21 protein-coding genes and 1 pseudogene are annotated in these 22,031 nt (G+C 54.7%); 12 read left to right on the forward strand and 10 right to left on the reverse strand.

What is annotated here, in order from left to right:
- The first annotated feature begins 30 nt into the window (after window positions 1-30).
- The 5 genes from RMR16_RS16065 (at window position 31) to RMR16_RS16085 (ending at window position 5,304) form a co-directional block, all read left to right on the forward strand.
- The gene (locus tag RMR16_RS16065; RefSeq protein ID WP_320199684.1) at window positions 31-1,353 is read left to right on the forward strand and encodes a lysine N(6)-hydroxylase/L-ornithine N(5)-oxygenase family protein; all 1,323 of its coding nucleotides are present in this window, start codon (window positions 31-33) and stop codon (window positions 1,351-1,353) included.
- Window positions 1,353-2,537 (forward strand): MFS transporter, encoded by a 1,185-nt coding sequence (locus RMR16_RS16070; RefSeq protein WP_432354849.1) that lies wholly within the window; start codon window positions 1,353-1,355, stop codon window positions 2,535-2,537. Before RMR16_RS16065 ends, RMR16_RS16070 begins: the two co-directional genes overlap by 1 nt.
- Before the next feature lie 14 nt (window positions 2,538-2,551).
- Window positions 2,552-3,157: a GNAT family N-acetyltransferase gene (locus RMR16_RS16075; RefSeq protein ID WP_320199686.1), complete on the forward strand. Its 606-nt coding sequence runs from the start codon at window positions 2,552-2,554 to the stop codon at window positions 3,155-3,157.
- A complete protein-coding gene (locus RMR16_RS16080) occupies window positions 3,154-4,977 on the forward strand; it encodes an IucA/IucC family protein (protein ID WP_320199687.1) in 1,824 nt (607 codons plus the stop codon). The genes RMR16_RS16075 and RMR16_RS16080 overlap by 4 nt, the downstream gene beginning before the upstream one ends.
- A gap of 150 nt (window positions 4,978-5,127) precedes the next feature.
- Window positions 5,128-5,304 (forward strand): winged helix-turn-helix transcriptional regulator, encoded by a 177-nt coding sequence (locus RMR16_RS16085; protein WP_432354852.1) that lies wholly within the window; start codon window positions 5,128-5,130, stop codon window positions 5,302-5,304.
- 97 nt (window positions 5,305-5,401) lie between these two features.
- Here the strand turns inward: RMR16_RS16085 and RMR16_RS16090 are convergent.
- The 4 genes and pseudogenes from RMR16_RS16090 to RMR16_RS16105 form a co-directional block, all read right to left on the reverse strand.
- A pseudogene (locus RMR16_RS16090) lies at window positions 5,402-5,566 on the reverse strand (sugar ABC transporter ATP-binding protein); the annotation flags it as partial.
- A gap of 26 nt (window positions 5,567-5,592) precedes the next feature.
- Window positions 5,593-6,510 (reverse strand): NAD-dependent epimerase/dehydratase family protein, encoded by a 918-nt coding sequence (locus tag RMR16_RS16095; RefSeq protein WP_320199688.1) that lies wholly within the window; start codon window positions 6,508-6,510, stop codon window positions 5,593-5,595.
- A 56-nt stretch (window positions 6,511-6,566) separates the two neighbouring features.
- Window positions 6,567-7,343, reverse strand: coding sequence for an IclR family transcriptional regulator (locus tag RMR16_RS16100; RefSeq protein WP_320199689.1), 777 nt, complete (start codon window positions 7,341-7,343; stop codon window positions 6,567-6,569).
- A 21-nt stretch (window positions 7,344-7,364) separates the two neighbouring features.
- A complete protein-coding gene (locus RMR16_RS16105; RefSeq protein ID WP_413785994.1) occupies window positions 7,365-8,165 on the reverse strand; it encodes an ABC transporter ATP-binding protein in 801 nt (266 codons plus the stop codon).
- A gap of 157 nt (window positions 8,166-8,322) precedes the next feature.
- Here RMR16_RS16105 and RMR16_RS16110 point away from each other — a divergent pair, with 157 nt between their 5' ends.
- The 7 genes from RMR16_RS16110 to RMR16_RS16140 all read left to right on the forward strand — a co-directional run bounded on the left by RMR16_RS16110 (window position 8,323) and on the right by RMR16_RS16140 (window position 15,122).
- Window positions 8,323-9,126, forward strand: coding sequence for an ABC transporter permease (locus RMR16_RS16110; RefSeq protein ID WP_320199691.1), 804 nt, complete (start codon window positions 8,323-8,325; stop codon window positions 9,124-9,126).
- A gap of 39 nt (window positions 9,127-9,165) precedes the next feature.
- Window positions 9,166-10,155: an ABC transporter substrate-binding protein gene (locus RMR16_RS16115; RefSeq protein ID WP_320199692.1), complete on the forward strand. Its 990-nt coding sequence runs from the start codon at window positions 9,166-9,168 to the stop codon at window positions 10,153-10,155.
- Between the two features lie 70 nt (window positions 10,156-10,225).
- A complete protein-coding gene (locus RMR16_RS16120; protein ID WP_320199693.1) occupies window positions 10,226-10,981 on the forward strand; it encodes an SDR family NAD(P)-dependent oxidoreductase in 756 nt (251 codons plus the stop codon).
- Between the two features lie 10 nt (window positions 10,982-10,991).
- The gene (locus RMR16_RS16125) at window positions 10,992-11,693 is read left to right on the forward strand and encodes a DUF4286 family protein (RefSeq protein WP_320199694.1); all 702 of its coding nucleotides are present in this window, start codon (window positions 10,992-10,994) and stop codon (window positions 11,691-11,693) included.
- Window positions 11,690-12,541, forward strand: coding sequence for a fumarylacetoacetate hydrolase family protein (locus tag RMR16_RS16130; protein WP_320199695.1), 852 nt, complete (start codon window positions 11,690-11,692; stop codon window positions 12,539-12,541). Before RMR16_RS16125 ends, RMR16_RS16130 begins: the two co-directional genes overlap by 4 nt.
- Window positions 12,542-12,543: 2 nt before the next feature.
- The gene (locus RMR16_RS16135; protein WP_320199696.1) at window positions 12,544-14,082 is read left to right on the forward strand and encodes a UxaA family hydrolase; all 1,539 of its coding nucleotides are present in this window, start codon (window positions 12,544-12,546) and stop codon (window positions 14,080-14,082) included.
- A 164-nt stretch (window positions 14,083-14,246) separates the two neighbouring features.
- Window positions 14,247-15,122 (forward strand): MBL fold metallo-hydrolase, encoded by an 876-nt coding sequence (locus RMR16_RS16140; protein ID WP_432354857.1) that lies wholly within the window; start codon window positions 14,247-14,249, stop codon window positions 15,120-15,122.
- A 103-nt stretch (window positions 15,123-15,225) separates the two neighbouring features.
- Here the strand turns inward: RMR16_RS16140 and RMR16_RS16145 are convergent, their stop codons facing one another.
- The 6 genes from RMR16_RS16145 to RMR16_RS16170 all read right to left on the reverse strand — a co-directional run bounded on the left by RMR16_RS16145 (window position 15,226) and on the right by RMR16_RS16170 (window position 21,921).
- Complete coding sequence (locus RMR16_RS16145; protein WP_320199698.1) at window positions 15,226-15,840, reverse strand: nucleoside/nucleotide kinase family protein; 615 nt, start codon at window positions 15,838-15,840, stop codon at window positions 15,226-15,228.
- Between the two features lie 268 nt (window positions 15,841-16,108).
- Entirely contained in the window at window positions 16,109-17,587 is a 1,479-nt protein-coding gene (locus RMR16_RS16150; protein WP_320199699.1) for a mannitol dehydrogenase family protein, read from the reverse strand.
- Window positions 17,588-17,696: 109 nt separating this feature from the next.
- Window positions 17,697-18,698 (reverse strand): ABC transporter ATP-binding protein, encoded by a 1,002-nt coding sequence (locus RMR16_RS16155; protein WP_320199700.1) that lies wholly within the window; start codon window positions 18,696-18,698, stop codon window positions 17,697-17,699.
- A gap of 25 nt (window positions 18,699-18,723) precedes the next feature.
- Window positions 18,724-19,548: a carbohydrate ABC transporter permease gene (locus RMR16_RS16160; protein ID WP_320199701.1), complete on the reverse strand. Its 825-nt coding sequence runs from the start codon at window positions 19,546-19,548 to the stop codon at window positions 18,724-18,726.
- 11 nt (window positions 19,549-19,559) lie between these two features.
- On the reverse strand, window positions 19,560-20,432 hold the full coding sequence (locus RMR16_RS16165; protein WP_320199702.1) for a carbohydrate ABC transporter permease: 873 nt from the start codon (window positions 20,430-20,432) through the stop codon (window positions 19,560-19,562).
- Between the two features lie 175 nt (window positions 20,433-20,607).
- A complete protein-coding gene (locus RMR16_RS16170) occupies window positions 20,608-21,921 on the reverse strand; it encodes an ABC transporter substrate-binding protein (RefSeq protein ID WP_320199703.1) in 1,314 nt (437 codons plus the stop codon).
- Between the last annotated feature and the right edge of the window lie 110 nt (window positions 21,922-22,031).

Here is a 22,031-nt window from a genome sequence, read left to right on the forward strand (position 1 = left end):
AAAAAAGATGCCTGATCATTGGAGACCGTAATGAAAAATACAATTTTTGATTTTACGGGTGTCGGGCTTGGACCATTCAATCTGGGGCTCGCATGCCTTACCCAACCCATTTCGAAATTAAAGTCCATTTTCTTGGATCGGAATCCGGAATTTAATTGGCATTCCGGAATGCTTTTGGAAAACGCTACGCTGCAAACTCCGTTCATGGGTGATCTCGTCACGCTTGCAGATCCAACCAGCCCATTCACGTTCCTCAACTACGCGAAAGAGCAGGGGAAAATATATTCCTTCTACACCCGTGAAGACTTTTTCCTGTTGAGGAATGAGTACAATCTGTACTGCCGCTGGGCGGCGGCAAAGCTTGATAATTTGCGGTTCGGCCATGCCGTCAAGGATGCGCGTTATGACGAGGCATCGAAGCTTTACATCCTGACTGTTGCAGACCGCGCAGGCGAGATCAAAACAGTGAGATCGCGTAAGCTTGTCGTCGGCACGGGGACATCCCCATCGATACCTTCCTGCTGTAATTCCGCTGCCAAACATCTAACCCATTCGTCACAGTATCTGGCCGACAAGAAGAAAATCCAGGCGCGCAAATCCATCGTCATCGTGGGGAGTGGCCAGAGTGCAGCAGAGATTTATTATGACCTTCTCTCGGAAATCGACATGCACGGCTACAGCGTCGACTGGGTCACACGGTCTCAGCGTTTCTTTCCACTTGATCTGACGAAGCTTAACCTGGAAATGACATCGCCAGATTATGCCCGTTATTTCCATAACCTGCCTGAAGCGACACGAGACGGAGTTCTAAAAGAGCAGGCAACCCTGTTCAAAGGCATCAATGCAAGCCTGCTAAAAGATATTTACGACCTTCTTTATCGCAAAAGCCTCAAAAGCACCGTCGAGACCAATTTGATCCCGAACAGCGAACTTGTCGAGCTTCGCCATTCTGCGGTCCACCAGACATTTTCTCTGGAGTTCCGGCACCGTGAACAGGACGTTCCCTTCACGCGCAAAGCAGATGCCGTCATTCTTGCCACCGGATACGATTATAAAGAACCGGATTTTCTCGGCGGGATCAACGAACGCCTCAAAAGAGATGGCAAAGGCAGGCTGGATGTTGCTGCCAATTATGCCGTCGATCACGATCGGCAAGACATCTTCGTGCAGAACCTCAATATTCACACCCATGGTTTCGTTGCACCGGACCTTGGTATGGCATGCCTTCGCAATGCGACGATCCTGCGTGCGATTGCAGGTTACGAAGTCTATCCGGTCGAGGAGGACACGACCTTCCAGACCTTTGATGTCAACGCCCTCAGCAACGTTGCATCACCGCGCGTGGTAGCATGATGCTGAGGCTTGCTCTTTTCGCGATGACTGCAATCGCGGTCATCAGTGACACGATGTTACTCCCTTATTACCCGCAGCTGTTCGAGGCGCGTTTCGAGATAACGTCATCCTTCACAGTGGGATTATATCTGGCGTCCATATCTCTGGCGGTCATGCTTGCCTTTCCGGTCTGGGTTGCTATCGCAAAGAAACGCGACACCATTTCGGTACTGATCTGGACGCAGGTAGCGGCGGGTGCCCTGAGCTTTGCGTGTTATGCCTCAGAGAATATCGCCAGTTTCTGGGTATTCTCCTTGCTGATGGTTTGCTTCAAAGCCAGCTACCTGCTGATGTACCCTTATGTCATCGCCAAGCAGCCAGTGGAAAAGCATTCTACGACCATTGGTGCTCTTGCCGTCATCGTTCATTTCGGCGGAATCGTCGGCGCCATATCCGGGAGCGAAATTGTTGGTTCCTATGGCTATGCGCTTCCCTATGTCGCTATGGCTTTGGGCGACGTCCTTCAAGCATCAATCTGCGCGGTTTTGCTCAAGACCATGTCCCAAGAAGCGCCCGCGCCTGCCTCCGAAGAGCGGCAAAACCTGACAAAGCTCACTTCCCACGAGGTAAAGAGTTTCACCTCACTGCTGTGCGTAATGTTCCTGTTTTATTTCGGCTTCTACATGTCCATGCCATTCATGACCGTGTGGTGGCAGTCCATTTCAGGCGAGACGATGCAGCAATGGACAGGACTGGTTTATGCGATACCGGGTTTCGTAGCCGTCGCCATACTGGCCCGAGATCACAAGTGGGACAAAGGAAAACAGGCCTGGCGCCGAAACGAAGCTGGCCTTGCTTTAACCGCCATCGGCCTCATAATTCAGGCGTTTCCAAATCCTGCATCGATCATCGTAGGCCGTATCATTTACGGTATCGGCCTCTATCGCGTGACAACCGGCCTTGACGCCTTGTTCTTTGAACGCGCGCAAAAACATCGTTACGCATCCGGTTTCAGCTTCCTCAATATTGCCCGAAACAGCGGCGTGATGCTCGCAGCACTCGCAAGCGGTCTGCTGGTTCAGCAGCTCGGCGACGGCATACCCTTTCTATTCGCGGCTTTCTTCGTGCTGGCAACACTGTTGCTGTACCGCGTCGGCCTAAAACCCATTCTCGCTGCACCAAGCAGTCGCGCCCAACCCGCATGAGCAAGGGGATGACTATGCTCCACTTACAAAAATCGCAGATGTCAGAACGAGACGTTGTCTTTAAGAAGCAGCATCGAAATGTTGGCGAAATGACTATTAGCCCGCTTGCTCCGGATGAAGACAGTGTGATCCTGCACGATTGGTTTACCCGTGATTATGCCCGGTTCTGGAACATGGGCCATTACTCCCGCCAGGAGATCGCGGCCTTCTATGCAAAAATGAATGCAAGCGGGCATGCCGAAAGCTTCATGGGCTATTTTAAAGGCGAGCCTGCATTCGTCATGGAATCTTATGATCCTCGGCATGACCAGGTCGGAAAGCATTACAATATTCAGACCGGTGACTGGGGAATGCATTTTCTCGTCGCACCGCCAAGCATCCCTATCTCTGGCTTCACGCTCAGCATCATCCGCACCATTTTGAGTTTCCATTTCAGCAACCCGCAGATCCATCGGCTCGTCGTGGAGCCCGATGTACGCAACACCAAGGTGCATGAACTGAATCGAAAGGTCGGCTTTGTGTCCGCAGGACATATCAAACTCGAAGAGAAAACCGCCCTTTTGTCGTTCGTTACCCGCGACGCGTTCAACAACACTCTCGAACAGGAAGAAAACGAATGAATATCTCAGCGTTTCAACCTACACCCTTTTCTCCAGAAAAGGCCTCGTCTCATCTGGGTCCGCTGGTGTGGGAGGACGTCAACAGACACCTTGTTCACAAGGCACTGGCTGAATTCTCTCACGAACTGCTTCTGACTCCTCGATTGCTTGCAACCGATGGCGATTGGGGACAGTACGAAGTGCGCCCTGAGCAAAACCCGGAGATTGTCTACAGCTTTAAAGCCAGAAGACTGGCGCTGGATCACTGGTCGATCGATCCTGCCACTATCGAAAAGAAGACTGACGGCAAGCCAGCGCAACTGGATGCGCTGGCACTGATCCTGGAATTTGCCCAAACACTGGGTCTCCGCGAATCCATGCTTCCGGTATACTTGGAAGAAGTGTCCACGACCCTATATGGAGCGTCGTACAAGCGGGAGGAACGCCATATTTCGTCCCGTCAGCTCGCCGTTGCGGATTACCAAACGATTGAGGCTGGTATGACGGAAGGTCATCCGACCTTCATTGCCAATAATGGACGTATCGGCTTCGACGCAATCGATTACCGGCTTTACGCGCCAGAGGCTGGCCATCCCGTACACATCATCTGGTTGGCCGTCAGCAAGGAGCGTGCAACATTCACCTCCGTCAGTTCGCTCGACTACGAAGACTTGATCGGGACGGAGCTGGATGAAATCACGCTGCGCAGTTTTGAAACGCGCCTCTCACGGCTCGGCCTTGATCCCAATGACTATTGGTTGATGCCCGCTCATCCATGGCAGTGGTTTAATAAGCTCGCCATCACTTTTGCCGCCGACGTGGCCCGCAGGTATATCGTATGCCTGGGATATGGGAGCGATAGCTACAAGGCCCAGCAGTCGATCAGGACATTCTTCAACACGACGGACAGTCGCAAGCATTATGTTAAAACGGGTATTTCCGTTTTGAACATGGGCTTTATGCGCGGCCTGTCACCCAAGTACATGCTGACGACGCCTGCCATCAACGAATGGCTTGGAAATCTCATTGAAGCCGATGTGTACCTGAACGAAAATGGTTTCAGTATTTTGCGGGAAGTCGCAGCCATTGGGTATCGATACCCCTATTACGATCAAGGTCTGAAACTCGATTCTCCCTACAAGAAAATGCTCTCGGCGCTCTGGCGAGAAAGCCCCCTGCCGCGCTTGCGTGCAAACGAGCGCGTCATGACCATGGCCGCCCTTCTGCATAAGGATCGCGATGGCGTCTCACTCGTGTCGGAGTTGATCGCAGCATCGGGCCTCAGCGCAGAGAAATGGATCGCCGCCTATTTGAAGGCCTATCTCGCACCCCTCATTCACTGCTTTTATCGCTACGATCTCGCTTTCATGCCACACGGAGAGAATCTGATCCTGGTGCTGGACGACAACACGCCTGTTCGCGCGATCATGAAGGATATCGGTGAAGAAATCGGCATTCTTAATGGCTCGATCACCTTGCCCGAAGAAATATCCCGTATTTCGTACACGCTCGATGACAGTATGAAACCGAACTGCATCTTCACAGATGTGTTCGATTGCTTCTTCCGGTATCTCTCCGCGATCCTGCACGAAACGGATACGATGCAGGAGGATCAGTTCTGGGGGTTAGTGGCACAATGCATACGCAATTATCAGATCGAACATCCGGAATATGCGCAGAAGTATGAGCAGTACGACTTTTTCTCGGAGCGTTTCGTGCGAAATTGCCTGAACAGGCTGCAACTCAACAACAACCAACAAATGCTGGATCTGCTCAATCCGGAAAAAAGCCTTCAGTACATCGGCGAGCTTGAGAACCCTCTAGCCCGCTTTCGCGGATAGGGACGGCGCCAACTGTGGCTCAGCGTCACTAAGCTCGTCTACCTCATAGTAGACGCGTATCGGGATTCACCGCGAAGGTCGACGTGACGCTCGACCTTCGCGTACGCTTTTTGAGAAGCTCTTCATCCGACGTGGTAAGGAAGCTTTGCAATGATTTGGGCGAGCCTGTCCCTTACGGCGACATGCCGTGTCAAACGTAAGGTCGGCGGCATTTCACAACAGATGTTGACGAGGACGATAAAGACGTTGGAATGTGACAGCATGTTCGAGCGCACCGTTCGCCACAACACGTCGCCACAGGTCGGGTACCCTGCAAACTTCGCATGATGCACTGGCCGCCAGAAAGCTTCGTGGGTTTTCTGGCAATAACCGGACCGAGGCCCAGCATCGATGCGGCGGTCGGTCTCAGCGTCGGCGATTTCGAGCCGGCGCAGGCCGAAAGCGATATTCTCCCGAATGGTCATATGCGAATAAAGCGCATAATCTGGAAGGCCATGGCAATCCCGCGGTCCCTTGGTTCGGCGTCATTCACGACCTTACCGCCAATTCGCAACTCACCACCGCTGATGTCCTCCAGCCCAGCGATCATGGAATTGGGGTAACTCCGGCTGACTATCAAGTCTCGGAGGCTATGGTCTCTGTTGCGCGATCAAGACTGCTCAAGCAGTTTTCGATACCCTCTTCCATCGTGGTGTGGGGGACAAAACCGATTGCGGCTTGCAGACCATCATTCTGAAAACCCCATGCGGACGGCGGTGTTTGCGCGTTTCTCGGAACAAATCGTATGTCTGGATATCTCTGAGCGAGAAATGCTGCGGCATCTCGCATCCTGCGTTTGTCGCCAACGACATTGAAGACGCGGCTTTCTTCGATCCCCGCACCAAGCATATGCACCGTCACTTCTGTGGCATCGTCCACCCACGTCCAATCGACGGCATCGGCATAGTCGGGATAGACAATTTCCTGATCGCCACGATGTGCGGCTTCGACCATTTCCTGCATCTCACGCCAGCCCCGTTGACGACCGGGGCCGTATACGTATCCGTATCTTAAACCAATGAAGGTGGTCGTCGGGTGCTGGGCTGCAAGTGCGGTCGCCAAATGCTCACTGAAGGCTTTGGTCGCACCATAGACGCTACCCGGTTGCGGCACTGAACGGTCTCCAAAGCCTGTGTCGGCATTTCCCAAAGCGGCGACAGAGCTTGCGTATATGATCTGTGAAACTTTTGCATCAAGCGCTTCTGCAAAGACATGCGCCGTGCCAAGTGTGTTCACGCGCGTGGCGGCAACGATGTCGCATTTCGCCTCGACGGTCAAAAGTGCCGCAAGGTGAATCACCGAGTCCGGTGAAAAAGCTCTTATTGCCTGCCGCACGGCGTCGCGATCCGCAATGTCGCATTCAGCAGCCTCACATCCGTCTGGCAAGGTAACAACTGTTCGATCCATGCCGAGCACGTGATGGCCTTGGCTTACCAACCGGTTGCAAATGCTGCCACCTAGAAATCCAGCAGCGCCCGTTATTGCAATGCGCATTGCTCATATTCCCATGTCTATGATTTGGTTTCGACGCAGGCGCGGTGCGACTGTGTTCAGTTGGATTGCCAGGCAATGGACATATTGCTCGCAGCCCGATGGAGGAGAGGTACGATCTCGGCCACCTTGTCGTCCGTCAGGCGCGTCAGGGGGGCCGCCACGCTCATGGTTCCGACGACCGCGTCTCCCTGTTTGATTGCAACCGCGATGGCACCGACACCCTCTTCGGCTTCACCACGCGCACGCCCGTAGCCCTGCCCTTTTGTTTCGTCGAGCGCCTTGGTCAAGGCATCAATGGAGCGAATGGAGGCGGAACTCTGCCCCGCCTGCCCCAATCCAGCCTCAAGCGCAATCCGAAGGGCATGTTCTCGTTCAAGGCTGGCGAGCCAAATTTTGCCGTTGGCCGTGGCAAACGGACTGATGGCGGCACTCATGTCAGGCTCGAACACGAGGCCGGATCGCCGCCCACGCGCCGATCCGATCCATACAAGGCTATTGTTCTGCACCGCCGTTAACCGGACCAGTTCCCGCGTCCGTTCAGCAAGATCGTTGAGGATCGGCTGCTTGAGGTCCGTGACCTTCAGCCGATCCAACTGCTTCTGGCCAATCAACGCCATGCGGATCGTTAGGGCATAACAATCACTTTCATTGCTCTGCCGTGCCCAGCCATTTTCCAGCAAGGACGTGAGGATGCGGTGGGATGCGCTTTTGGGGATATCGAGGCGATGCGCGATATCCGACAGCTTGAGCGGCTCTTCAGCCAATGCCAGAAGCTCAAGCATGGCTATCGTGCGATCGACACCACCGCTCGAGGAACCTGAAGTCTTATCCATGAGCCTCTCCTCTTTCGAAATTTATGCGTGCCGTTGCAGAACGCCGCGTGAGAGGAAAATTTCCGTGATCTCCTCAGACTTTTCAATGAATTCCGGAGCACGCCGAGCCGCAAGGCCACGAGGGCGCTGCATTTCGATCTCCAGAACACGCTCGATACGGCCCGGTCTCGGCGTCATCACGATGACCCGGTCGGCCAAAAGAACGGCTTCGTCAATGGAGTGGGTGATGAAAACGACGGTCATCCGGTTTTTGAGCCATAATGCTTCCAGATCGATACGCATCTGCTCGCGGGTCAACGCGTCAAGCGCACCGAATGGCTCATCCATCAAAAGCAGACGCGGCTGTAACAACAAGGCCCGGGCGATGGACGCGCGTTGCTTCATGCCACCTGACAATTCGTGCGGATAACGGTTTGCAAAGTCCTTCAAGCCAACAGAATCCAACAGCTCCATCGCGTGGGCACGGAACTTCTCCTTGTTTTTGCCTGTCATTTCGGCGGGGAAAAGTACGTTGTCGATGATCGTGCGCCACGCCAGCAGGACGTGGTTCTGAAACACGATACTCATGCCGACCGGCGGCTCCTTCGACACGTCGCCGAACACTGATATCTGCCCGGTACTCGCTGGAGACAAGCGGGAGATCAGTCGCATCATCGTCGATTTTCCACAGCCGGAAGGGCCGACGACCGCGACGAACTCCCCATCCCCAATCGTGAGGTCCAGCTTTTCCAAGGCTATAACTGGAGCATCGGGGTGGCCGAAATATTTGCTCACGCCCTCCAGCGAAACTCCAGGCTCATATTGGGTTTTTGTATTTTGCATATTCAAGAAGGCTCCTCCCGTACTGACCGATCCTGTTCCCAACACCATCGGGTTGGAAACACAAATATCACTTGACGGAACGCTAGTCCATATGGAACATTGTTCCAAGTTAGAGAATTGTCGAGCCAACCTTGATGATTTTCAATGGGAGGACAATATGATTTTGAAAGTAATGGGAGCCATCAAGGGCCAGTTGCATACGCTTGCCAGTTTGGCGGGCGCACTGCTGGTATGGGAGGCGGCGGTGCGGCTTCTCTCTGTTCCAGAGTATATTTTGCCTGCGCCGAGTCGTGTCTTTACGAATCTCGCCGCGAACTTCAGCATCGTCGCGTCAGCGTCGCTTTATACTCTTCAGCCAATGGTTCTTGGTTTTCTCGTTGCCGTGGTCTTAGGCGTGCTGCTGGCACTTTTGGTCGTCTATTCGAAGGGCTTCGAGGCGGTTTTTTACCCGCTTCTGGTCATTCTCCAGATCATTCCAAAGATCGCAATCGCACCCCTGTTCATCATTTGGGTAGGGTTTGGCCTGCCATCGAAAATCCTTCTGGTCTTCTTGCTGTCTTTCTTTCCGATCGTCGTGAACTCAATCGTTGCCTTCAAATCAATTGAGCCCGATGTCTACGACTTGGCGAAAAGCTATCGAGCCGGACGGCTGAAGATTTTCTGGAAGGTTGAGCTTCCCGGCGCCATGCCATCCCTTTTTGCCGGTTTCAAGGTTGCGGCCGCGCTATCAGCCACTGCGGCTGTTGTCGCCGAATTCGTGGCGTCGGACAACGGGCTTGGATACCTGCTGCTCAACTACAATGGCAACATGAACACCAGCATGACGTTTGCCGTCATCGTTGTCCTCAGTCTGCTCGGACTGCTGCTCTACGGCATCGTCGAACTGGTCGAGCGATGGGCGATCCCGTGGCATGTCTCGCAACGGCGTGACGATTTTGCCGTCGGCAAGAGCCCAACCTGACACTGCGCATAAACCAAGGATTCAACAAGGGAGGTTGTAATGCTGAAACTGGTACAAAAAATCCTAATGGGTGGCGCTCTTGCCGTTGCGGTGGCAACAGCGGGAATGTCGCCGGCAGCCGCAAAGGACAAGGTGACCCTGCGTCTTAATTTCCTTCTCAGTGGCGTCCACACCATATTTTATTACGGTGTAGAAAAAGGCTTCTACAAGGACGCCGGAATCGACCTGGTGATCGGGGAAGGTCAAGGCTCTGCGCGCACCGTGCAGTCTATTGCCACGAACGGCGATACGTTCGGCATCGCGGATGGCGGCAGCGTGATTTCCGGCGCAACCCGTGGTGCGCCTGTCAAATCGGTTATGGGACTGCTGAACACCTCGCCCTATGCAATATCCTTCCGTGCCGATGCTGGCGTGAAGACAATCAAGGACATCGAAGGAAAGACCGTCGCAGCCAGTGCTGGCGAGGCATCGCTTGCTCTGCTGCCTGCAATATGGAAACAGAACAACATCGATGCCTCAAAGGTCAAAATTCTCAATGTCGATGGCGCCGGCAAGATCATCGCTGTGATGCAAAACCGTGCCGACGGCACGATGGCGGGCCTCGAAAATCAGGTCGTCGTTCTCAAGAGCAAGGGCGTGGAACAGAAAGTTTTCCTGTTCGCGGATCTTGGCGTGAACACGCAAGGCCTGACGGTCGTGACCAACAGCAAGCTGATTGATGACAATCCCGATCTGGTCAAACGCTTCGTGCAAGCCTCTCTGAAATCCATCGAGGCTGCCAAGGCCGACCCAGACGCCGCCGTTGCAGCGGCAGTAAAGGTGAAGCCGACCGGAGATCCAGCACTTCTGAAAGATCAACTCACTGTTTCGTTGACCTTGCTGCCTTCTCCCTCGAATGCCTCCGCTCCGCTCGGTGAAATGGCGGCTGCTGATTGGCAACGGACGCTCGATCTCATGAAGGAATATCAGGACATCAAAACTGACCTGCCTGCCGACGCTTTTTTCACCAACACGTTCGTCACGAAATAGCAGACGTACGCCTCAGTCGGCCCGGAGGTTTTAAATCCGGGCCGCAAGTCTTCAACTCGGATGAACAGAAATGCATCAATCGGCAACATATGATCTTAGAGGACGGACAGCGGTTATCACTGGCGCAGCTGGCGGGTTCGGTGCCGCGATCCGAAAACGCCTGACGGACTGCGGTGCCAATGTGATTTTGTGGGATTTGCCTGAAGCCCTGGCACGTCAAGACCTACACGGCGCTTCTTATTACGGCGTCGATGTGACGCGTGAGGAAAGTGTCGAGGAAGCCGCAGCCGATCTCCGCAACCGTTTCGGAACGCTCGATATCCTGATCAACAATGCGGGCATCGTCGGTTCGGTGCAGCCGACCTGGGAAATTCCTGTGGCGGAGTTCCGCAAAATTCTCGACGTCAACCTGTTCGGGGCTTTCCTCGTGTGCCGCTCTCTGATCCCGTTGATGATTGACAGCGCCGCACGCAGCAAGTTTGGACGGATCGTCAATGTTGCCTCCATCCAAGCTAAGGAAGGTATGCACAATGCCGCAGCCTACAGCGCCGCCAAAGCAGGGCTTGTCGCACTCACCAAAAGCCTCGGCAAAGAGCTGGCGACTGCGGGTATTCTTGTCAATGCGATTACACCGGCTGCATCCCTTACGGCGATGAGTATCGATGCCCCGAAAGAGCGGCTTGACGACATTTTATCACGCATTCCGATGCGACGCTTTCTTGATCCCGACGAAGTCGCGGCCATGGTGACATGGCTGTCGTCTTCCGAATGCAGCTTTTCGACCGGGGCAGTGTTCGACCTGTCCGGCGGTCGCGCAACCTACTGAGGTGCCGAACATGACGTTATTGGGAAAAGCCGTCGTGGCAATTTGGAACGACATCACCCCCGAAGGACGCGAGAACTTCATCGAATGGCACAACCGCGAACATATTCCGGAGCGTGTTGCCATTCCCGGCTTTCTGCGTGGCAGACGGTACATCGCTGAATACGGCAACCCGGAGTATTTCACGCTTTATGAGGCTGCCGATCCAACGGTTCTGACCGGCCAGCCCTATCTGGAGCGCCTGAACAACCCCACCCCGTGGACGAAGCAATCGACCGCAGATTTCCGCAACACCATTCGCGGGATTTGCAACACCCAATATTCGCACGGCACCGGCGACGGCGGTTTTCTGCTGACACTTCGCTTTGATGCAGACAGCGCTGATCGCGCCAGACTTGAAAAACTGATTACCGCCGACCTCGAACGTATCGGACAGCTGAAGGGCATCAGCGGAGTTCATCTGTGCATAGCCGATACGTCTGCCAGCAGCGTGGAAACCGCTGAGCGCAAGGGCCGCCAAGTGGGAGTCCCCAACTGGATCGTCTTGATCGAGGGATCGTCGGTTGCAGCGACCGATGCGGCGGGACAGCAATTTGCGGATGCATTCTCGGCTTATGCCCAAGACACCATCACCGAGAGGGGTCTCTATCGTCTGGAATTTTCGCTCATCGACCTTACAGCGGGCGCTATCGACATTGAAAGGAAAGCATCATGAAACTCCTCCGATTCGGAGAGGCCGGCCAAGAGAACCCCGGTCTTATCGACAAGGATGGCACCATCCGCGATCTCTCTGGTGTCGTTTCAGACATTGCTGGCCAAGTGTTGTCTCGCGAAGGCAGAGCGCGCCTTGCCAGTCTTGATACGGGATCGCTGCCAATTGTTGCGGCGGGCACACGGCTAGGCCCATGTGTCGGAAATGTCGGAAATTTGGTGGCTGTTGGGCTGAACTATATCGACCATGCGCTGGAAACAAATACACCGATCCCCGCCGAGCCGGTGCTGTTCAACAAGGTCACCTCCTGCATTTCCGGTCCGAACGATCCAATTGTCTTGCTAAAGGACTCTCAAAAGACCGACTGGGAGGTAGAAATCGCCTTCGTGATCGGGGAACCCGCCTATCACGTTCGCGAGGAAGACGCGATTTCCGTCATTGCCGGATTCTGCGTTTGCCACGATGTCTCGGAACGGGAATTCCAGATCGAGCGCGGCGGACAATGGACCAAGGGCAAGAGTGGTCCAACATTCGGCCCTCTCGGCCCGTGGCTCGTGACCCCGGACGAAATTCCCGACGTGCAGAACCTCGGCATGTGGCTCGACGTCAATGGCAAAAGGATGCAGACCGGAACGACATCCAAGATGATATTCGGCATCGCCCATCTTGTTTCATACATCACCCGTTTCATGAAATTGATGCCGGGCGATGTTGTGACAACGGGAACACCGCCCGGCGTCGGCCTCGGCATGAACCCGCCTCAGTTTCTTGTTCCCGGAGACATCGTAGAGCTGGGCGTCGAAGGTCTGGGACGTCAGCGTCAGGTCGTTCACGCTTTCCAGCCGGTGTAAAGATGCAGCCCGATACACTCAAGACATCCAGTGCACGCAGCCTGTGCCTGCGCGATGGCGACAATGTCGCCGTCGCAATCGACGCTCTGGCTGCGGGCGCGCTTGTACAAGGGGTGAGTGCTCTTTGCCGGATTCCGCGCGGGCACAAAATTGCGACCCGGCTCATTGCCCGCAATCAGCCCGTGTTGAAATTTGGCCAGGTCATCGGCCATGCATCGACGGACATTCCCGCTGGCGACTGGGTGCATGAACACAATGTTGAAGTCCACAGTTTTGCCCGCGACTATCATTTTGCCGAGGATGCGAGACCCGAGCATCTTCTGCCCGAAACCGAGCGCGCAACATTTCAGGGTTTCCGGCGCGCGAACGGATCCGTGGGTACACGCAATTACGTCGCCATTTTAACCAGCGTCAACTGTTCGGCCACGGTGGCGCGTTTTATCGCTCAGGAGATTGAAAAGTCCGGGATTCTTGCCGACTATCCGAATGTCGATGGTATCATTCCTCTCGTTCACGGCACCGGATGCGCTCTCGACACCAAAGGTGAGGGCTATAAAATTCTCAAGCGGACGCAGTGGGGTTATGCATCCAACCCCAATATAGCAGCCGTGCTTATGGTCGGGCTTGGCTGTGAGGCGTTTCAAATCAACCCTTGGAAAGATGCCTACGGGATCAACGAGGGTGAAAATTTCCGGACGATGACCATTCAGGATATTGGCGGCACGCGAAAAACAATCGCTGCCGGTGTCGAGGTAATTAAGGACATGCTGACCGTCGCCAACAAGGCGAGGCGCGAAACCGTGCCAGCGTCGGAGCTGGTGCTTGCCCTGCAATGTGGCGGGTCGGATGGTTATTCCGGCATCACCGCCAACCCAGCACTGGGGATCGCTGCCGATATTCTCGTTCGTCACGGCGGCACTGCAATTCTGTCAGAAACACCCGAGATTTACGGGGCCGAGCATCTCCTCACCCGCCGCGCCGCAACAGTGGAAGTGGGCCAAAAGCTCGTTCAACTCATCGAATGGTGGGAGGACTACACCAAACGCAATCGTGCCGAAATGAACAACAACCCCTCCCCCGGCAACAAAGCTGGCGGGCTAACGACGATCCTTGAAAAATCGCTGGGAGCTGCGGCGAAGGGAGGCTCAACGACCTTGCAGGCGGTTTACCGCTATGCCGAGAAGGTGACCCAACGCGGTTTCGTATTCATGGACACGCCAGGCTTCGATCCCGTTGCTGCCACCGGACAAGTGGCTGGCGGAGCAAATATTCTCTGTTTCACCACAGGCCGAGGATCTGCCTACGGCTGCAAACCGACGCCTTCGATCAAACTTGCGACGAACACGACCATGTTCGAAAAGATGATTGAGGATATGGACGTCAACTGTGGAGACATCCTTGACGGCGCATCCATTGAGGAAAAGGGCCAGCAGATTTTTGAGGCAATTCTTGCTGTCGCTTCGGGTGAGCGCACGAAATCCGAAACGCTCGGCTATGGCGATGCTGAGTTCGTACCATGGCAAGTTGGCGCAGTGATGTGACGTTTCCGGCTTCAAAGGATATGAGATGACAATTAAGTTTGAAGTTCAAACGACCTTACCGGCAGACCGCGATTGCGGGTTCTTCGCCGGTCGCGTTGGGCGCCTCAACATCGACAGCCCGTTGGTTCTTGCCCAAATTCCATATTCAAGTTGAGGCCGCGTCTATGCAGGTCGGCAATGTTTCCGTGGTTCGAATTGCCGAAGCCGAAGGCCCTCGCAGCAAGCCGGAGGTTCTTTTTCCGGATTTCGACCGGGAGAGTTTTGAGGAACACCTTAGCTGGCTCGTAAACGGCCACTATCTGCCTGACGAAAACAGGTTGGTGATGAGCTTTCATAGCTGGCTGGTTCGCACTCCAGAGCTGACCGTTCTTGTCGATACCTGTGCAGGAAACCATAAAGACAGACCGAATAATCCCGGCTTTCACCAGCTTGAAACGCCTTGGCTTGAGCACTTGGCGGCCAAGGGAGTGAGGCCGGAGGATGTCGATGTGGTGGTGTGTACACATCTCCATGTCGATCATTGCGGTTGGAATACGCGACGTCTCGATGGCCGTTGGGTGCCCACCTTCCCGAAGGCGCGCTATATTTTTTCGTGCGACGAGTTGAACAGTGTCGATACTCGCAACAATCCGCTTCGTTCCGATGATATCAATTCGGGCGCTTTCGAAGACAGCGTTTTGCCTATCCTGCTCGCCGGTCAGGCGGTGCCCGTTGCCGGATCCTACGCGATCAGCGAGCATCTTCTGTTGGAGCCCGCGCCCGGGCATACCGTGGGATCTGTCACATTGCGCATCCGCAGCAAAGCTCAGAACGCTCTTTTTACTGGCGACATCATGCACCATCCAATCCAGGCAAATATGCCGGAGTGGAACAGCCGATATTGTGAACTGCCCGAATTGGCGAGAACAACGCGACGTCGCATACTCACCGAAAGCGCCGACCAAAATACTATAATTTTCCCATCTCATTTCACTGCCCCCTATTATGGAAGGGCCGTCCGAAATCTCTCTGGTTTTACGTTTCTGTTCGGGGACGATTGAAATTCTGACGTCTTCACTCCTTATCTCAAAATAGTTTCCCCAGCATCACCCCAGATGCGTTTTTGAGCCAACACAGCCAAGCCTTGAAGGCACATTCGTATTTTCAGTTTCCAACGACCAGATCGGCTTTGGCGGAACGAGCGATAACCCGGTCAACGTTCGGCATGTCGTTGTCGGTTACTTTTTGCCTTGCCGTATCGATGGCAATATCAAGGTCAACCCAACGCTCCATCAGTCTTCTCTCCAACTCCTCAGATTTCACGTCGAGAAAAATTCTGAAATCAAAAATGTCAAAAATCCCAGACCAGGGCTCTTCGTCCAAAAGAAGATAATTGCCTTCGACGATAATGAATTTCGTGGTTTCTGGGATCGTCACCGCTCCGGCTCGCGCAAGATCGAGCGACCGATCAAAAATCGGGACCGTGACCGCGCCATTTCCTGACTGAAGGCGCCGCAACATTGTCTCGAACCCCGCAAAATCGAAGGTTTCAGGCGCACCTTTTCGACTTCGCAGGTCCAGCGCATCCAGAAGGGAATTGTCGTAGTGAAAGCCATCCATCTGGAAAACCGCGGCATCGCCTTTTGGAAAAGCACCGCGAAGTGCCTGTGCAAAGGTCGACTTGCCAGCGCCAGGCGGGCCAGCAACGGCAATCATATAGCGCTTTTTCATGGAGGCTCTGAAAACGAGGTCAGAGGCGATATCTTCGATTTTGGTCATGGGATCCTCAAGCGATCTTGTAGCCAGTCTTTGCCCAGCCGATGACGAAGGTTCAGAAGTCCTTGTTTATCAGCCAGTTGCTTGATTGAGATGTTGTCGGTGATGGCGGCCATTCCTTCAGGATCGTTTATGTTTGGTGTCCGCGAGTTCAGCCGACACCAAGCTTTCGACGATACCTCAGATGCCCTTGGCCACCCCGGCCCTACAAGCCGAGGCTTTTCAATGTCCATCGACAAAAAGGCTCATGTATTCTCTCTTGCGATGATCGTTAGAGCTCGTCTTTGGCGTAAAGCTGCAACGTTTCGCGCGTGCCGTTTTCTGCGATGCTTTTCAGGGCTTTCACGAAACTCTGCGTAAATATCGCGGAACTACCCAGTTCGCCGAAAATCGATTTCAGTCCCACGAAATGCTCAGGCTGCTCTAACGCGAGCAGAGCCGCAGGTTGCAGGATTTCGATCAGTTCGTCCGTCACCTCGAGAGCCTTGCCCGCATCGGATCGACCAGCGAGATATCTGCACCAGAGTGCCGATACGAGCGCCAGACCTGTGACATCTTCACCGCGCCGCAAACGGTCTACGGTCGAGGGTAGGATGAATTTCGGCTGGCGATTGGAGCCGTCCAGCGCCAGACGCGGCACAGTGTCGCCGATTTTCGGGTTGGAAAAGCGGCTAACGATTGTCGTGAGATACGTTCGAAGATCAATTCCGGGCACGGGTGGAATGACGGGAATGATTTCATCTTGCTCCAGTTTGATCAGGAACGCCCGAATATCTGCATCGTCCATCGCCTCGTGTACAAAATGAATATCGAGAAGCGCTGCCGGATAGGCGATCGCCGCGTGGCCACCGTTCAGAATTCGGATTTTCATATGCTCGTAAGGCGCGACGTCCTCCACGAACTGGACACCGACCTCTTCAAGTGCCGGTCGGCCAGCAGGAAAGTTATCCTCCAGCACCCACTGCTTGAATTCTTCGCAAAAGACCGGCCAATTATCATCTATGCCGTAGTCGTCTGCGACGATGCCGACTTCGCGCGGACCGGTCGCTGGCGTGATGCGATCAACCATGCCATTCGGAAACGCCACATTGGCGTCGATCCACTCGGCAAGTGCAGGATCGGACAGCCGCGCAAGACCGGAAACAGCCGCATGGGTGACTTCGCCATTGCCTGGAATATTATCGCAGGACATCACCGTGAACGGCACGATACCCTTTTCCTTGCGGGCTTTCAGCCCGGCAATAATCAGGCCGAACACGGTTTTCGGATCGGCAGGGGACTGGCTATCGGCGACAATGGCCGGATGTGCCAGATTGAATTTGCCGGATGCAGGATCGATAAAATAGCCGCCCTCAGTAATCGTCAGCGACACAATACGGATCGCAGGATCGGCGAGCTGGGCAATTGTTGCGACGGCATTGCCGGGGCGCAGGTAATCGATCATGGCGCCGGTGACCCGAGCCGCACTTCTGTTGTTGTCCTGCTCTACCACCGTTGTCAGAAAGTCCTGTTCGGCGAGCTTGGCACGCATCGCCTCGTCGGATGGCAGAACCCCTGCCCCGACAATTGCCCAGTCAAAATCTTTGCCGGTGCTGAAAAGGTCATCGAGATAGACGGCCTGATGGGCGCGGTGGAAATTACCAACGCCGAAATGAACGATGCCTGGCGAGAGCGCCGAACGGTCGTAGGCCGGGATGGTTGCGGTTGCCTTGACTGTGTCCAGGTTGGCAGAAGAGAGTTTGGTCGTCATGTCTTGATTCCTTGCGACGAGGTTCGGTCCGGTTATCCAGTGGCCGCCGATTTCGCCGATAACGCGTGAGTTTAGGAGTTCCCTGACGAGGGCTTTCGGTTTGAACCACTCATCGAATGGCTTTTCCCTCTGGGCCGAACCTGTGGATGCGGTCCGAATCCGGAGTAAGGAAAACCTTGTCGCCGTGATCGACGGGCACATCACCGCCTGTGCGAACAGTGACCATGCCGATCCCGTCGACATGCACGTGCAAAAACGTATCGGAGCCGAGATGTTCGGCAACGCCGACAACACCGGCGAAGCTGCCACTCTCCTTGGAAAGCTTGATATGCTCTGGCCGGAAACCGATCGTGTGAGCATTATAAGGCGCCGAAAACTGTCCAGACGCGAAATTCATCCGCGGCGAACCAATGAAACCGGCGACAAATAAATTGTCTGGTTTATTGTAAAGGTCGAGCGGCGATCCAACCTGCTCGACATTGCCTGCGTTCAGGACAACGATCTTGTCGGCCATGGTCATGGCTTCGATTTGATCGTGGGTGACGTAGATCATCGTTGTCTTCAACTGATGATGAAGCTCGCTGATTTCCAGCCGCATCGTGCCTCGGAGCGACGCGTCAAGATTGGAGAGCGGCTCATCGAACAGGAAGGCCGAAGGTTCGCGAACGATGGCGCGACCGATAGCAACGCGCTGGCGCTGACCGCCGGAGAGCTGCCCGGGGCGGCGGTCGAGATAGTTGGTCAGGTTGAGGACGCGCGCGGCTTCCGTCACCTTCTTGTCAACCGCACCTTGGTCCATCCTCGCCATTTTCAAGGGGAAAGCGATGTTGTTGCGCACGGTCATATGCGGATAGAGCGCGTAGGACTGAAACACCATGGCCAATCCACGCTTGGCAGGTGCCACGCCGGTGACGTCCTGACCGTTGATTTCGATCGTTCCGGAAGACGTATCTTCAAGGCCGGCAATCAGCCGCAGCAGGGTTGACTTTCCACAGCCTGAAGGACCGACGAAGACGACGAATTCGCCGTCGTTGATCGTGAGATCGATGCCTGGAATAACCTGTGTCCCGCCAAAGGATTTGTTGACTTTTTTCAGTGTGATATTGCCCATGCGGACCTCCCAAGTCTTTTCTTTGTTACTTCACGGCGCCAAAAGTCAGGCCGCGGACAAGTTGTTTCTGGCTGAACCAGCCCATGATCAGGATCGGTGCAATCGCTAGGGTCGACGCAGCCGACAGCTTTGCCCAGAACAGACCTTGCGGGCTGGAGAAGGATGCGATGAAGGCAGTCAGTGGTGCGGCGTTGGTCGTCGTCAGGCGGATCGTCCAGAACGCTTCGTTCCATGCCAGAATGATGTTGAGCAGCATGGTAGAGGCGATGCCCGGCAAGGCCATAGGCGTCAGCACATACCAGATCTCGCCCCAGAGTGAGGCGCCGTCCATACGGGCAGCCTCGAGAATCTCGACGGGAATTTCCCTGAAATATGTGTAAAGCATCCAGATCACGATCGGCAGATTGATCATCATCAACATGATCATGAGACCGATACGGCTATCGAGCAGACCAAAATCGCGGAAGATAAGATAGATCGGCACCAGAACGGCAACGGCTGGCATCATCTTCGTGGAGAGCATCCACATCAGAATGTCCTTCGTACGCCGTGTTGGCGAAAAGGCCATCGACCAGGCCGCAGGCACCGCGATCAGAAGTGCCAGAACCGTGGAGCCGAGCGACAGGATGACCGAGTTCATGAAGGGCTTGAAGTAGTCCTTTTGCGTCTGCACGTCGATATAGCTGCTGAACGTACCGGACGGTATCAGATTGAACCCTTTGATTGCCTCGGTCTCGGTTTTGAACGAGGTGATGATCGTGTAGAGGATCGGGAAAAAAATGATCAGCGCAACAATCCAGGCGGCGATCGTGAAGAAGATGGTTCTTCGGGTCGAAACGGCACGGGCCATGGTCTTGCCTCCTATTTGTCCAGATTCTTGCCAACAGCGCGCATCAGGAAAATGGCGACGATGTTGGCCAGGATGACGGCGATAATGCCTCCGGCGGATGCGCCGCCGACGTCATAGCCGAGCAGTGCTGTGCGATAGATCAGGAACGGCAGGTTGGTGGACGCATAGCCCGGTCCACCATTGGTGGTGACCAGAATTTCCGCGTAGACGCCAAGCAGGAAGATCGTCTGGATGAGAATGACCACGGTGATCGAGCGGGCCAGATGCGGCAGCGTCAGGTAGATGAAACGGCTGGCGAAACCGGCGCCGTCCATTTCTGCTGCTTCCTTCTGTTCGCCATCCAGCGATTGCAAAGCCGTCAGCAGGATGAGGGTCGCAAAAGGCAGCCATTGCCAGGCGACGATGATGATGATGGAAAGCAATGGATATTGCGAAAACCAATCGACCGGCTGGAGGCCCAATGCCCGGTTGATGTCGGCAAGGACGCCATAGCCCGGATGCATTATCATGTTCTTCCATACCAGCGCGGCGACCGGCGGCATGACGAAGAAAGGCGAGATGACCAGAATGCGAACGACGCCCTGCCCGAAAATCGGCTGATCAATCAAAAGCGCAATGCCAATGCCGCCAATGACCGTGATGAGCAGCACACCGCCAACGATAACCAGCGTGTTCCAGATGGACTGGAAAAAGGCCGGGTCGGTGTAGAAATACTGATAATTGAACAGACCGGCGAAACTGACATTGCCGGGGTTCAGCAGATTGTAGTTCTGGAACGAGAACCACAATGTCATTGCCAGAGGCACGATCATCCAGATCAGGAACAGCCCCACGGAGGGGGCCAGCATCAGACGTGCTATAGTCCGCGTATTCTGCGTTGCCATGGTGACGAGGCCCATTTTGAAGCGGTGAACATCGCTTCACTGTTTGATTGATTTCAAAGATTTTTTTGGAGAAGGCGGGCCTGATGTCACCCGCAGCGCAAAGAATACGCCGATGGCAAGATCAGGCCCGGTTCGGCCCGGACAACGTCCAAGCCGATCCTCCTGGGAGAAAACGTTACTTCTTGATGTAGCCAGCCCGGGTCATCTCACGCGTTGCGACGGACTGTGCTTGAGACAGCGCACTATCCACTGTCGTCTGACCGGAAAGTGCCGCCGCAAAGAGCTGGCCAACCGTCGTGCCAAGACCCTGGTACTCAGGAATGGCGACGAACTGAACGCCGACATAGGGCACGGGTTTTACGGTCGGATGCTTCGGGTCAGCCGCGTTGATGCTGTCGAGCGTCGTCTTGGCAAATGAAGCTGCCTTCAGATATTCGGGATTTGCATACAACGAGCTGCGTGTGCCGGGAGGAACGTTGGCCCAGCCTTCCTTGGAGGCAACCAGTTCGAGATAGTGCTTGCTGGTTGCCCAGGACACGAACTTCTCGGCGGCTGCGGCTTTCTGGGTACCGGCCGGGATGGCAAGGCTCCAGGCCCACAACCAGTTTGCCCTTTTTCCAAGGCCGGTATCAGGCGCGAGTGCAAACCCGACCTTGTCGGCAACGACCGATTCCTTCGGGTTTGTCACGAACGAAGCGGCGACTGTCGCATCCATCCAGATGCCACATTTACCCTGCTGGAAGAGCGCCAGATTTTCGTTGAAGCCGTTGGACGAAGCACCCTGCGGGCCAGATTCGTTGACAAGATTGACGTAGAAATCGAGAGCGTTTTTCCATTCGGGCTGGTCGAATTGCGGCTTCCAGTTCTCATCGAACCAGCGAGCGCCAAAGGAGTTGGCAATCACTGTTATGAGAGCCGAGTTCTCACCCCAACCGGGCTTTCCGCGAAGGCAGATTCCACTGATGTCGGCTTTGCGATCCGTCATCTTGGCAGCAGCCTCTGCGATAAACTTCCAGGTCGGAGCCTCCGGCATCTTCAACCCGGCCTTCTCCAGCAGGTCGGTGCGATACATGATCATGGAGCTTTCGCCGTAAAACGGCACGGCAAACAGCTTATCGTCGACCGTCAGGCCGGAGCGGATCGGAGGCAACAAATCAGCGACATCGTAATCGGCACCGAGATTGTCGAGCGGCAGAAGCCAGTTCTGTTTCGCCCAGATCGGAACTTCATAGGTGCCGATCGTCAGAACGTCGTATTGACCACCCTTGGTGGCGATGTCTGTGGTGACACGCTCGCGCAGCACGTTTTCCTCAAGGGTCACCCACTGTAGCTGAATATCTGGGTTGGCCTTGGTGAAGTCTTCTGTCAGGCCCTGCATGCGAACCATGTCGCCGTTGTTGACTGTGGCGATTGTAATGGTTTCTGCGTTTGCCTGGCTGAATGCGAGAATGGATGTCGCGCCTAAGAGCGCTACAAAGAATGCTTTCATGTGAATTCCTCCCAAAATTTACTGTGCGCTGACATGAACATTTATCCACACAATGCATTTATGTGCAAATCACCTATTCGGATATATGTCAAGCGTATATCAGCTTTAAG

Origin of the sequence: Agrobacterium sp. rho-13.3, assembly GCF_033957765.2 — a bacterium.
Classification (GTDB): Bacteria; Pseudomonadota; Alphaproteobacteria; order Rhizobiales; family Rhizobiaceae; genus Agrobacterium.